This is a genomic window from Pseudomonas sp. LBUM1656 (genome assembly GCF_059716065.1).
Window position 1 is genome coordinate 1,919,989 of record NZ_CP166800.1, and the last position, 13,070, is coordinate 1,933,058.

Annotated in this window: 13 protein-coding genes; 3 read left to right on the forward strand and 10 right to left on the reverse strand. The window is 59.5% G+C overall.

All coding sequences use genetic code 11. From position 1 onward, the window contains the following. Positions 1 to 36: 36 nt before the first annotated feature. The gene (locus ACA072_RS08580) at positions 37 to 750 is read left to right on the forward strand and encodes a UTRA domain-containing protein (RefSeq protein ID WP_010456716.1); all 714 of its coding nucleotides are present in this window, start codon (positions 37 to 39) and stop codon (positions 748 to 750) included. A gap of 53 nt (positions 751 to 803) precedes the next feature. On the opposite strand, the gene ACA072_RS08585 is transcribed toward ACA072_RS08580, so the two are convergent. The 8 genes from ACA072_RS08585 to minC all read right to left on the reverse strand — a co-directional run bounded on the left by ACA072_RS08585 (position 804) and on the right by minC (position 8,669). Beyond that, entirely contained in the window at positions 804 to 2,972 is a 2,169-nt protein-coding gene (locus ACA072_RS08585) for a mechanosensitive ion channel family protein (protein WP_497623973.1), read from the reverse strand. Positions 2,973 to 3,050: 78 nt separating this feature from the next. Further along, on the reverse strand, positions 3,051 to 3,227 hold the full coding sequence (locus ACA072_RS08590) for a hypothetical protein (protein WP_165557498.1): 177 nt from the start codon (positions 3,225 to 3,227) through the stop codon (positions 3,051 to 3,053). A gap of 197 nt (positions 3,228 to 3,424) precedes the next feature. Then, positions 3,425 to 4,714 (reverse strand): M18 family aminopeptidase, encoded by a 1,290-nt coding sequence (locus ACA072_RS08595; protein WP_497316603.1) that lies wholly within the window; start codon positions 4,712 to 4,714, stop codon positions 3,425 to 3,427. A gap of 76 nt (positions 4,715 to 4,790) precedes the next feature. Beyond that, positions 4,791 to 5,897, reverse strand: a complete 1,107-nt coding sequence (locus ACA072_RS08600; protein ID WP_497623974.1) for a hypothetical protein — start codon at positions 5,895 to 5,897, stop codon at positions 4,791 to 4,793. A 50-nt stretch (positions 5,898 to 5,947) separates the two neighbouring features. Then, positions 5,948 to 6,583, reverse strand: coding sequence for an RluA family pseudouridine synthase (locus ACA072_RS08605; protein ID WP_028941050.1), 636 nt, complete (start codon positions 6,581 to 6,583; stop codon positions 5,948 to 5,950). A gap of 90 nt (positions 6,584 to 6,673) precedes the next feature. After that, the gene (minE, locus tag ACA072_RS08610) at positions 6,674 to 6,928 is read right to left on the reverse strand and encodes a cell division topological specificity factor MinE (protein WP_007898843.1); all 255 of its coding nucleotides are present in this window, start codon (positions 6,926 to 6,928) and stop codon (positions 6,674 to 6,676) included. Next, positions 6,928 to 7,740, reverse strand: coding sequence for a septum site-determining protein MinD (gene minD / locus ACA072_RS08615; protein WP_219095579.1), 813 nt, complete (start codon positions 7,738 to 7,740; stop codon positions 6,928 to 6,930). Before minD ends, minE begins: the two co-directional genes overlap by 1 nt. A gap of 191 nt (positions 7,741 to 7,931) precedes the next feature. Then, on the reverse strand, positions 7,932 to 8,669 hold the full coding sequence (minC, locus tag ACA072_RS08620; protein WP_438660726.1) for a septum site-determining protein MinC: 738 nt from the start codon (positions 8,667 to 8,669) through the stop codon (positions 7,932 to 7,934). 118 nt (positions 8,670 to 8,787) lie between these two features. On the opposite strand from minC, the gene ACA072_RS08625 reads away from it, so the two are divergent. After that, positions 8,788 to 9,720: a lipid A biosynthesis lauroyl acyltransferase gene (locus ACA072_RS08625; RefSeq protein ID WP_497623975.1), complete on the forward strand. Its 933-nt coding sequence runs from the start codon at positions 8,788 to 8,790 to the stop codon at positions 9,718 to 9,720. Between the two features lie 35 nt (positions 9,721 to 9,755). Further along, on the forward strand, positions 9,756 to 10,928 hold the full coding sequence (locus ACA072_RS08630; protein ID WP_497623976.1) for a patatin-like phospholipase family protein: 1,173 nt from the start codon (positions 9,756 to 9,758) through the stop codon (positions 10,926 to 10,928). A 116-nt stretch (positions 10,929 to 11,044) separates the two neighbouring features. On the opposite strand, the gene ACA072_RS08635 is transcribed toward ACA072_RS08630, so the two are convergent. Together ACA072_RS08635 and ACA072_RS08640 are read right to left on the reverse strand one after the other, a co-directional pair. After that, positions 11,045 to 11,830 carry an outer membrane protein OmpK gene (locus ACA072_RS08635; protein ID WP_497623977.1) on the reverse strand — a complete coding sequence of 262 codons (786 nt, stop codon included), beginning with the start codon at positions 11,828 to 11,830 and terminating at the stop codon, positions 11,045 to 11,047. Between the two features lie 375 nt (positions 11,831 to 12,205). Continuing rightward, positions 12,206 to 12,991 carry an outer membrane protein OmpK gene (locus ACA072_RS08640; protein ID WP_497623978.1) on the reverse strand — a complete coding sequence of 262 codons (786 nt, stop codon included), beginning with the start codon at positions 12,989 to 12,991 and terminating at the stop codon, positions 12,206 to 12,208. Between the last annotated feature and the right edge of the window lie 79 nt (positions 12,992 to 13,070).

Genomic DNA, 13,070 nt, shown 5'->3' on the forward strand with positions numbered 1-13,070 from the left:
GAAACAGTGCTGGTCTAGTCCAGATAGGTAACGTTGATGCGCATCGAGACCACCAAAGCGGTGACAGCCATCGGGCAGGTTCTGCAAGAACAGCTCGACCATGGCCTGTTGGCGCCCGGGAGCAAACTGCCGGCGGAGCGCAAGCTCAGTGAGTTGTTCGGTACCACGCGCATTACCGTGCGTGAAGCATTGTTGCAACTGGAAGCCCAAGGGCAGATCTATCGGGAGGAACGCCGTGGCTGGTTCGTGTCGCCACCGCGTCTGGCTTACAACCTGATGCAGCGCAGTCACTTTCACGCCATGGTCAGCGCTCAGGGACGGGTGCCGTCGACCGAGGTGATCTCGGCGCGGTTGCAACCGGCGTCGGCCGCGGTGTGCGCGTGGTTGCAGTTGCCGGCGTTGTCCAGCGTGATCCAGATCTGCCGGGCGCGGCGCATTGATGAGCGGTTGGTGCTGTACGTGGAGCACTACCTGAATCCGCAGTATTTCCCGGGGATTCTCGATTTCGATCTGAATCAGTCGATCACCGAGCTGTACGCCCGGCATTACGACTTGCACTACGGCCGGGTGCGTTTCGAGATCGTGCCGACGGCGTTGTCGGTAGATGCGGCGGCAGCGTTACGGGTGTCGGTGGGGAGCCCGGGGTTGCGGATTGCCCGGGTCAATTACGATCAGCATGAGCGGTTGATCGATTGTGATCTGGAGTTTTGGCGGCATGATGCGATTCATGTCGGGGTGGATGTGGTCTGACTGGGTGGTTTGTCTGTATAACCGCGAAGGGGCCCTGACAGCCACCCTGTCAATCAAGTAGCGGACACATCCTTCTGCGGCCCACCACCGGCCGTAATCACCTGCACACTCATCCGCGGCGTCGCCAGATCCATCCCTGCCTCATCCAGATGTCGCTTCAGCGACAAGTTGAACGCCCGTGAAACTTCCCACTGTTTGATCGGCGCAGTCTTGAACCGCGCCCGAAGAATCGCGTTGCCCGACTCGAAACTCTCTACACCCTGGATCTCCAGCGGCGACCAGATGTTGCGCCGTTGCAGCGGGTCGGTACGCATTTTCTGGCCGACTTCGCGCATCAGTTTGATCGCCTCGTCGATGTCCATGCTGGCGGGCACCGCCACCCGGAAGATCGCGTAGCCGAATTCCCGGGAGTAGTTCTTGATGCTTTTGATTTCGCTGAACGGAATGGTATGCACGATGCCATCGATGTCCCGCAGGCGAACGGTGCGGATGGTCAGGCCTTCAACGGTGCCCAGGTGGCCGCCGACATCCACGTAGTCGTCGATGGCCAGGGAGTCTTCGATGATGATGAACAGGCCTGTGATCAAGTCCGCCACCAGCGACTGCGCACCGAAACCGATGGCCAGGCCGATCACCCCGGCACCGGCCAACAGTGGCGTGACGTTCATGCCCATATTCGCCAGCGCGACGATCAGCGCAATGATGAAAATCGCCACGAACAGCACGTTGCGGATCAGCGGCATCATCGTCTGCGCACGGGCGTTGGCCAGGCCTTTGCGCGAGCGGGTGAGGGCGTGGTGCACTGCGGTGTCGCTGAGGATCCAGATCAGCCAGGCAAAAATCAGCGTGCCGGCGAGGCTGAACAGTTTGACGCTGACTTCATGGCCTTCGCCTTCAGTGAAGGCGATCAGCGACATGCCCCAGACTCGCAGGCCCAGTTCGATGAAGACCAGCCAGACCACGAGATGGGCGAGGGTGTAGAAGAAACTTTTCAGGCGTTCCGAATACAGCGCATGTCGCTTCACACCCCGTTGCGGTTTCAGCGAATGGCGCCGCACCAGGCCGTTGATGACCATGCACAACACCAGCAACACCGTGCAGATCAGCGCCTGGCGCAGAGCGGTGCTGGTGTCGCCGGCCGAGACGAACGTGGCGAACAGCGAGATGGCCACCAACACCAGGGCCGGCACGTACCAGAAGGTGCCGAGAATATCGATGGTGTCGCTGAGCGCACGGCGCGTCAGGCGTCGGGACAACGGCTGGTTGCGGATCAGGTGGGCGATCGGCCGGCGGAAGCGCAGGATGAACAACCCGGTGGACAGCGCCGCCAGCACGTTGGCGACGGTGGCGGCGGTGTGAGCCAGGTGACTGCCGAGGCTGGCGACCAGGCGCGGATCGCTCAGCGCTTCACCGAACGCGGCGAAACTGCCGATCAGCCACAACGGCCGAAAGGCTTGATGGCGCAGGATGTACAAGGCGCGGTGGCGATGTGGGCCGTCGAGCAAGGAAAATGCGATCACGCAGATCGCCGAGAAACAGGTGCCGACCACCAGCGCATAGGCCAGCACCATGGCCAGGCTTTTGCCCAGTGACGAGGGCAGGGCGTAGCTCATGTAGACCGTGATGACCAAGGCAATCAGCCACGGCCCGAGTTTGCGCAGGGCGAAGCGCAACATGTCGAGGGCCTTGGGGTGTTGCGGCAGTTCTTCGGTCAGGCCGAAACGCATGCGCACACGGTGACCGATCCAGATCAGCGCCGCGGCCAACAGGCTCCAGACCATCAGAATCATCGCGAAGGCAAAAATGATCGGCAGCCACTCGCTCGCTGGCAGCATCAGCGCCGCGAGCTCGTCCTTGGCCAGATCAAACTCCTCGGACCAGCGTGTGAGCGGACTGCCGGCCCCGGAGAACTGCTTTTCGAAGGTGGCCAGCGTCCCGCCGATCAGGCCGAGCACGCCTTGTTCAGCGGTCGGCTGGGCCTTTTTGGTGACGTCGCGCAGCTTCTTCAGATCCGCCAGCAGTTTGCTGCGCTGCTGATCGTTCTCCAGCGACTTGATGACCTCATCCAGCGACTGCCCCAGCGGTTCCTGCGCCTCAGGCTGGGTTTTTGCCGAACTGCCGAGCAGCCCCGGCAAACCGACCGCCTGGGCAGGCGCCATCGGCAGCAGCGTCATCAGGCAGACAAGGAAGAAACACGGCAGGGCGAAAAGACGAGCGAACACTAGGCGGTCAACCTTGGGATGAACAGATCGGCCGAGTGTACGAGCCCGTCAAAATCAATGCGAGCCAAGGGGGAGGATTTATTCGTTGAGTTTGGCGAGGATCTTGAACACCACGGTGGCGAGGATCGTCAGCATGCCGATCCACATGGCGAACACGCCGGCGTTTTTGTCGCGAAAATTGAAGCCGATTGCCAGCAGGATCATCCCGGCAAGAATGGGGATCAGCATGGCGTGGAATGCAGACATCGAGATCATGGGCGACTGCCTTGTCGGAGGGGATATTTAAAGTGTAGGAGCTGGCGGGCGTTGTGTAGAACCTTGTAGGAGCTGTCGAGTGAAACGAGGCTGCGATCTTTTGACTTTGATCTGTTAAAAGCAACAAAAGATCGCAGCCTCGTTTCACTCGACAGCTCCGACAGGGCTGCTACACAACCCCTACGCAGCGACCAGGGTTACGGCAGTTCCTGGCAGGCGTAGAACGCGCTCAGCACTTTGACCAGGTGGGCCAGGTCATGGCTGCCGCACAGTTCACGGATCGAGTGCATGGCGAATGTCGGCAGGCCGATGTCCACGGTGCGCACGCCCAGGTGGCTGGCGGTGATCGGGCCGATGGTCGAGCCGCAGCCCATGTCGCTGCGCACCACGAAGCTTTGCACCGGCACTTCTTCGGCCATGCACAGATGGCGGAAGAACCCGGCGGTTTCGCTGTTGGTGGCATAGCGCTGGTTGCTGTTGACCTTGATCACCGGGCCGGCGTTGAGTTTCGGGCCGTGGTTGGCGTCGTGCTTTTCCGCATAGTTGGGGTGCACGCCGTGAGCGTTGTCAGCCGAGACCAGCAGGGACTTCTGAATGGTGCGCACGAATTCGTCACCTTCTGGCAGCAGGCGACGCAAGGTTTGCTCAAGCATCGGGCCATCGGCGCCGCAGGCCGAGCAAGAACCGACTTCTTCGTGGTCGTTGCACACCAGCACGCAGGTTTCGTCGGTTTCAGCGGTCAGCAAGGCTTGCAGGCCGGCATAGCACGACAGCAGATTGTCCAGGCGCGCGCCGGCGATGAAATCGCCATGCAGGCCGATGATCGCAGCGCTTTGGGTGTCGTAGAAGCTCAGCTCGTAATCGAGCACCACGTCGGCATTCAAGCCATGTTCGAGCGCCAGCTGATTGGTGAGCACTGCACGGAAATCCACGCGCTCGTCGCCGGCAAATTGCGCGAGGATCGGCGGCAGTTCGGTCTGCGCGTTGATGGCCCAGCCCATGTTGGCTTCACGATTGAGGTGGATCGCCAGGTTCGGGATGGTGGCGATCGGCGCCTTGAAGTCGATCAGCTGGCTCTCGACCTTGCCGTCGCGGCGGAACGTCACGCGGCCGGCCAGGGACAAGTCGCGGTCGAACCACGGTGCCAGCAGCGCACCGCCGTAGACTTCGACGCCCAGTTGCCAGAAACCCTGGCGCTGCAGTTCCGGCTGGGGCTTGACCCGCAGGCAAGGGCTGTCGGTGTGGGCACCGACCAGGCGAATACCGCCATGCAACGGCGAATGGCGACCCATCTTGACCGCAACAATGGATGAGTCGTTACGGGTGACGTAGTAACGACCGTTGGCTTCGGTAGTCCAGGGCTCGCGCTCGTCGAGGCGCACAAAACCCGCCGCTTCCAGACGCTGAACAAGGCTGGCAGTGGCATGAAACGGGGTAGGGGAGGCCTTGAGGAAGTCGATCAGGCCTTGGTTCAACTCTTCGCGCATAAGAAGCTCCAGACAGCAGTGGGCGGGAGTTTAACGTATTGGCTGGGGCCTTTGGGCATGACGTGAACCGGTCACGTCAGCTGGCAGCCGCTACCCGCTTTTTCAGGTATTTCATGATGATCCGCTCATCTTCAGGCTTTTCAGGCTTGGGCAGTTGCCGGGGCCAGCCGTTCTGATGAGTCTCCAGCAGCTTTTTCTGTTGAGCCTGGTCCCAACGAAGGATCTCCCGTGAGGCACATTCCCACCATTCGTGGCGGCAGGCCGTGTAGTACGGGTGATCGGGCGCTGCGCTGCCGTAAAGCAGATCGCGGCCGACCTTTCGCAGGGCGCCACTCTGGTTGCGCAGCTTCCATTTGATTTTCAAGCGCTGCCAGGCCGAAGGGAAGGGTTTGACCCGCGGCACGTCCCGGCACAATTCGACCAACTGCTGGCTGAACTGCTCGCCATGCTGAGAGAAGAAATACGCCTGCATCGCATGGAAAAATCGTTTTTCCGCAAAGTAGTGATAGATGTATTTTTTCGCTTCATACACCGGTTTGTCGCGCATTGCGAACGACAGGGCGATCTGCTCGATGGTGTGGATATCGAAGCCGTCGCGGGTCCATTCATCGATGAGTTTGATCGACGCTTCGAACAACGCGGCGTCGCGGTCGGTCACGCCACACAATCCGCTGTTGTACAGCTTGAAACCGTTGTCCGCGGAGATGCCGTGAGCGTGCAGGCAACCGCCGAGCTTCACGTATTCGGGGCGTTCACACACATCCTGCCAGTCGTACTCGAAGCGATCCATCAAGTAGTGCTGAGGCTGGATCTGATTGAAGATCAGGTTCGGATCGCTGGTGAACAGCGTGTCGGTATCGACGAACAGGGTTTTTTCCGCAAGCGTGAGGCCGGCGGCCATCGCGCAGGCCTTGCGGCGATGGTGATAGCCGTTTTCGCCTTGCCACAGGGTCAGGGTTTCCTGGGTCAGCGTGATCGTTTCGACCGGCCAGCCGGCGTAGTCCTGAGGACGATCCGTGAGGATTCTGATGCTCGGGAGCTTGCCGTTCTTCGCATGGGACAGCGCGGTCAAAATACTGAATTTGGCTTCGCGCCGGTAAACGTCCTGGTTGCCGTAGATCAGGTACAGCAATTGGTGACGGGTTTTCTTGACGGGTGTTGCCAGGGAATCGGTAAAACTCATCGGGATGGGGATCCTTTTGCTAAAGCAGGCGACTGCGTGTCAGGCAGTGCTTAAAACGGTGCCGGGCATTCGAAGCGCAAGCGTTCACCGGATTGCGGATGGGTGAAGCTGAGCATGCTGGCGTGCAGGCACAGGCGTGGCCAGGCGGCCAGGGCTTGTTCGTGGGCATAGAGCCCGTCACCCAATAGCGGGTGGCCGATGGAAAGCATGTGTACGCGCAGTTGGTGGGAACGGCCGGTGATCGGCGTCAGTTCGACGCGGCACCAGTCGCCACAGCGTTCCAGCACTCGCCAGAAGGTCAGGGCGTGTTTGCCGAACTCGTGGTCCACCACGTGGCGCGGCTTGGTCGGCGGATCGTAGCGCAAGGGCAGGTCGATGCTGCCGCTGTCCAGTTCCGGTTGTCCCCAGCACAGGGCGGTGTAGGCTTTTTCGGTTTCACGGTCGTGAAATTGCCGGGACAACTCGCGATGAGTGTCCGGGTCACGGGCCAACAGAATGATGCCGGACGTTTCCCAATCCAGGCGATGGACGATTCGCGCTTCCGGGTAGCCGTTTTCTTGCAGGCGGGTGATCAGGCAGTCCTTGTTGTCATCGGCCCGGCCAGGGACTGAGAGCAGCAGGGTCGGTTTATCCACCACCAGTACGGCGGCGTCCTGATGGATGATGCGGATGTTGGACAACGGCATTAAAACAGCCTCGTAACAAACGCCAACGGCGACTCAGGCCCCTTCCAGTGACAGAAGGGGCCTGCGCCGCCGTGGCTCCCGCTGGATCGACTAGCGATCCGGCAGGGTGATATTGAGTTCCAGAATCGAGCAGCTGCCCTGGTTTTCCAGTGCGACGTGCACGTCGTCGGACCCGATATTGACGTACTTGCGGATCACTTCCACCAGTTCCTTTTGCAAGGCTGGCAAGTAATCCGGCGTACTGCGCTGGCCGCGTTCATGCGCCACGATGATCTGTAGACGCTCTTTCGCTACCGACGCGGTGCTGACCTTTTTGCTGGCACGAAAGAAGTCAAAAAGATTCATTATCTACCTCCAAACAGGCGCTCGAAGAAGCCCTTCTTCGTCACATCGAGAAAACGATGCTCCACGGTTTTGCCCAGCAGACGATCGACCGCATCGCTGTACGCCTGACCGGCGTCGCTCTGGTCGTCGAGAATCACGGGCACGCCCGAGTTGGAAGCCTTGAGTACCGCCTGGGATTCCGGGATGACACCCAACAGGGCGACCGCCAGGATTTCCTTGACGTCTTCGACGCCCAGCATTTCGCCATCACTGACACGCTGCGGGTTGTAGCGGGTCAGCAGCAGGTGTTCCTTGATCGGGTCTTCGCCGTTTTCGGCGCGACGGGATTTGCTGGCCAGCAGGCCCAGCATGCGGTCCGAGTCACGTACCGAGGACACTTCCGGGTTGGTCACGATGATCGCTTCATCAGCGAAGTACATGGCCAGGTGGGCGCCTTTCTCGATGCCGGCCGGGGAGTCGCAGACCACGTATTCGAAGTCTTCTTTCAACGCCATCAGGACTTTTTCCACGCCTTCCACAGTCAGCGCGTCTTTGTCGCGGGTCTGACTGGCGGCCAGGACGTAGAGGTTTTCCAGGCGTTTGTCTTTGATCAGTGCTTGTTGCAGGTTGGCTTCACCGTTCACAACGTTGACGAAGTCATACACCACGCGGCGCTCGCAACCCATGATCAGGTCGAGGTTACGCAAACCGACGTCGAAGTCGACGATCACTGTTTTGTGGCCGCGCAGTGCGAGGCCGGTACCGATAGCGGCGCTGGTGGTGGTCTTACCCACACCACCCTTGCCGGATGTAACCACTAGAATCTTGGCCAAGGTGTTTCACCCCTAAGGAAAAAGGACTTTTAGCCCCTGAAAAACATCTCTTGAAAAACTACTGCAGTCGGACAGCCTTGGCTGGAATCCGGTCCAGAACAGCGATAAACACTGCGTTTGGCCTTTTTCCTACTTCGTTTGAGCCGTTTTCGCTACGTTTTAGAGATGCTTGGAAAATGCGGCAGTATCCGTTAAAGCCGAATGATGTTCAACACGTCGCCTGACAGGCTGACTTGCACGCCCGCACCCCACAAAGGGTCACGGCGCAGATCTTCGGAAACTTTGTAGTGGCCGGCGATGGAGACCAGTTCAGCGCTCATCTGCTGACAGAAAATCCTGGCTTTCGTGTCGCCTTTGACCCCGGCCAACACGCGACCGCGCATCGGACCGTATACATGGATGTTCCCATCGGCGAGAAGTTCCGCACCCGGGCTTACCGAGGAGATCACCACCAGATCACAGCCCTGGGCATAAATCTGCTGGCCACCCCGTACGGGCGACGTGATGATTTTCGTCGGTTTGATGGTCGGTTCAGGCGGTTTTTCCGGCTTTTTCTTGACGACGCCTTCGAGCGGATCAAGAGGACGCTCACGGGCACCGGACGGCGGCAGCACCGGCAAATCGACCGCGATGGCAGCGGCGATGTCTTCGATGCGGCTGGCACGGATCGCCAGGGTGCGCAGGCCATGCTGGCGGCACACGCGCATCAGGCCCGGCAGATCAACGGCGCCTTCACTGGCCGGAAGTTTGTCCAGGGCCAGCACCAACGGCGCGTTGCTGAAGAAGTTAGGCGCCTGGGCGACCTTGGCGGCCAGTTGCCGATCAAGGTTCTCGAGGTCGTTGCGCGCCAGCTCCAGCACCGTAATGGCGAGCATGCTGCCCTTCAACTGGAACACGGGATCCTGGTCTTGCGGTTCGGTTTGGCTCATGGTCGGCATACAACGGCTTGTCACTAAAAGTGCCGAGACTTATAACGAGAACGCCCGCAAGCCGCAAGCCGGGTCGAACGATGTAGAATGCGCGGCCATTGTCTTTCCGGAACCTTTAATGGATCGCCCGCGTTTTCGAAAAACATTTCTTATGCCGCGTTTCTGGCCGCTGTGGTGTGGCTTGGGGCTGTTGTGGCTGATTATTCAGTTGCCATATCCGGCGTTGCTGTTTATCGGTCGCCTGCTCGGTGCACTAATGTATCGGCTGGCCGGCGACCGACGGCGCATTGCCAAGCGCAATCTTGAGCTGTGTTTCCCTGAAAAAACCGCTGCCGAGCGCAAGCGCCTGCTCAAGGAAAACTTCGCCTCCACTGGCATCGCCTTCTTTGAAATGGCCATGAGCTGGTGGTGGTCGCGTGAGCGTCTGGCGAAGCTGGCCCATGTCGAAGGCCTGGAGCATCTGAAAAAGGCCCAGCGCGAAGGCAAGGGCGTAATCCTGATGGCGGTGCATTTCACCACGCTGGAAATCGGCGCGGCGCTGTTGGGGCAGCAGCACACCATCGACGGCATGTACCGCGAGCACAAGAATCCGTTGTTCGACTACATCCAGCGCCAGGGCCGCGAACGGCACAACCTCGATTCGCTGGCCGTGGAACGCGACGACGTGCGCGGCATGCTCAAACTGCTGCGGGCCGGTCGGGCGATCTGGTACGCACCGGATCAGGACTACGGCGCCAAGCAGAGCATTTTTGTGCCGCTGTTCGGCATTCAGGCGGCGACGGTCACGGCCACCAGCAAGTTTGCGCGGCTGGGCAAGGCGCTGGTGGTGCCCTTCACCCAGGAGCGTCTGGCGGACGGCAGCGGCTATCGGTTGATGATCCATGCGCCGCTTGAAGGGTTCCCCGGCGAGACCGAAGAGGCCGATTGCATCCGCATCAATCAGTGGGTCGAAGGCGCCTTGCGCGAATGTCCAGAGCAATACCTCTGGGCCCATCGTCGCTTCAAGAGCCGTCCACCGGGCGAGCCGAAGTTGTACAAGAAACGCGCCTGAGTCACCCATCCCTTTAAGCACCATGGAGTGTTGCGATGAGTTCTGCTGAACCGGTTACAGGGTTGATTCTTTCCGGCGGCGGGGCTCGGGCGGCGTATCAGGTGGGCGTGCTGGCGGCGATTGCCGAGTTGTTGCCGGTGGGCGCAGACAATCCGTTTCCGGTGATCGTCGGCACCTCGGCCGGGGCGATCAACGCGGTCAGCCTCGCCAGTGGGGCCATGGATTTTCGCGGCGCCATCGAACGTCTAACCGCTTTCTGGCAAGGCTTTCGCAGTCATTTGGTTCTACGCAGCGACTGGCCGGGCGTGATCCATCAGGCCAGCCGCTTCGTCAGCCACAGCTTGCTCGGCATCGGTGCTCAGGTGCCGGTGGCCTTGCTCAACAGTTCGCCGCTGCGCGGTTTGCTCGACGAAAAACTGCACATGAACGGCATCGCTGAGTCTATCGCCCAGAAACAGTTACAGGCGGTGGCGGTCACGGCATTCGGTTATGAGTCCGGGCAGGCGGTTACGTTCTACCAGGGCGGCGGCACCATCGATGCGTGGTTGCGCCATCGGCGGATTGGCGTCCCCACGCAATTGACCGTCGATCACTTGCTGGCCAGCTCGGCGATTCCGTTGTTGTTCGCGCCGGTGAAAATCGGCGAAGAGTATTTTGGCGACGGCGCGGTGCGCCAATCGGCACCGATCAGCCCGGCCCTGCACCTGGGCGCCAGCCGCGTGCTGGTGGTGGGTGTCAGCGGCAACCCGCGCGGCGTTGACCCGGAACAGCCACTGCAACGCGCCTACACCGGTCAGCAACCGACCCTGGCGCAGATCGGCGGGCACATGCTCAACAGTACGTTCATTGACAGCCTGGAAAGTGACATCGAGTTACTGCAGCGTCTGAATCAGTTCAGTCACTTGCTACCCAATGGCACGCCGACCCGTGCGTTGGGTGTGGCGCCGGTGGAGGTGTTGGTGATTTCGCCGAGCCAGCCGATCGATGAGATTGCGGCGCGACATCGGCAGGAATTGCCGGCGGCGTTGCGCCTGTTTCTGCGCGGGCCGGGGGCGACCAAGACGAGTGGGGCGGGGGTGCTGAGTTATCTGTTGTTCGAGGCGGGGTATTGCAGCGAATTGATTGATCTGGGGCGGCGGGATGCGTTGGCCAAGCGCGAGGAGTTGTGCCGGTTTCTTGGGTTGGAGGAGTCTGTGGTTTCCGCTTGAGATCGGCGGTGTTGCTATCGCTAGCAGGCTAGCTCCCACAGTGGATCTTCAGTGTCACTCAGATCAACTGTGGGAGCTAGCCTGCTAGCGATGGCGTCCTTACAGACGCCGCCGAATCAGAAGTGAACCTTGACCAGGAAGCTGGTCACGCTCTGATCAGTCTTGAAACCCTGGCTGTCCTCGATGCCGTACTTGTTTTTCCAGTAGTCATACTCGACGCCGACGTACAACTGCTTTTCGCCCAGGTTCAGTGCCTTGCCCAGGTCGTATTTGACCTGCGGATTGAAGTGCAGGTTGGCGTGATATTCGCCCTTTTTGTTGACGTCGTTGTCGACCACCCAGTCCATGAAACCGTCGATCAGGATGTTCGAATCGCCAACGGGAATGGTGTAGGACCATGCCGGTGTGATCTGCCAGATATCATCACCCGGACGGTCGCCTTCGGTGTGACGGTTGTAGAAGTTCAGCTGGAAGTAGTCGAACCCTGGAATTGCCAGGTCGAAACCAGGACCGATCAGGTAGGACTCGGTATCGTCTTCACCGAACTCATACGTCATGGCCAGCAGCACGTCTTTGATCGGGCCGAATTCGAGTTTCTGGTCGAAGATCTTGCCGAACGACAAGCGTGGGCTGAACTCGCCGTAGTAAGTGTTCTCACCGGCGAAGGCGTCTTCCTTGCCGTTGTAGAAGATCTTGTCGATGAAGAAGAAGTTGTCACCGTATTTCCAGCCATCGGCGTGTTCGAAAGTCACGGTCTGCTGAATGCGCGGGTTGACCTGAAAGTCCTTGCCATACAAGTAAGTCAGGCTGTTGTTCTGCCATTGCAGCAAGTCGCCGGCCATGGCCTGGCCCCCGGCAAGCAGCGATCCCGCGAGCATCAGGCTGGTGCACATACGTTTCATTCGGTTGCTCCCAAAAAGTAGTGGTTCCACGTTATTTTTCTAAGGTCGACGCTCTGGTGTGGCGCCTTTTTCTGTAGCGGTAATAAATCATCCATTCGGTCAGCTTTAATGCTGTTAGCAAGAGCTGCGCCAAGGCTTTCAAAAAGCAAAAAAACTCCCGCTCGGCTGCTCAAGAGCAGTCGATTGAGAGGGGGGGTGGAGTGCCTTGGTACCGTCCAGAGCCGGGATAAGTTGGCTTTCTGGTCAGGAATTAAATCCGGGCTTTTTTTTAAAGCGGATTCAGGCGGCCGCGGAGAATACTGACTCCTTGGCCGGGTCTCAAGTGCCCCGCAACAGCGCACCGACGACAGGTTTGGAGCACGGTTGCGGGCCATCTTAAAAGTGCACCTTTACCAGCAGGCTGGTGGTGTTTTCATTGGTGTCGAAGTTGCCGTTGTTTTCAATGCCGTACTTGTCTTTCCAATAGCTGTACTCGACGCCGACGTACACCTGTTTCTCCCGCCAGCCCATGGCTTTGCCCAGGTCGTACTTTATCTGCGGGTTGAAGTGCAGGTTGGCGTGGTAGGTGCCCTGTGAGTTCTGGTCGTTATCCACGACCCAGTCGATGTAGCCGTCGATCAACAAACTCGAGTTGCCTAATGGCAGGGTGTAGGACCACGCCGGTGTGATCTGCCAGACATCGTCGCCGGGACGCGAGCCTTCGGTCTGGCGATAGTAGAAGTTCAAGGTGAAAAAGTTGAAGCCTGGCACCGCGAGGTCGAAACCGGGGCCGATCAGATAGGCCTCGGTGTCGTCTTCGCCATTCTCGTAGGTCATGGCCAGCAACACGTCCTTGATCGGGCCGAATTCGAAACGGCGGTCGAGGATTTTGCCGAAGGAGAGGCGCGGATTGAACTCGCCGTAATAGGCGTGAACGCCTTTGTTCCGGTCTTTCTCGCCGTTGTAGTAAGTGCTGTCGACGAACAGGAAGTTGTCGCCGTACTTCCAGCGGTCGGCGTGCTCAAAGGTTATCGTCTGCTGGATCGACGGGTTGACCGCGAAATCCTTGCCGTACAAATAGCTCAGGCTGTTGGTCTGCCACAGCAGTAAATCGCCGGCCATGGCCTGGCTGGCAGCCAACAGGCCACTGCCCAACAGCAGGGTTGTCTGAGTCCGAATCATCTGTTGCTCCCTCTTGTTTTTATTTTTCAAGGCGCAGGTATCCCTGACCTGTGGGAGCGGGCTTGCTCGCGAAGAGGTC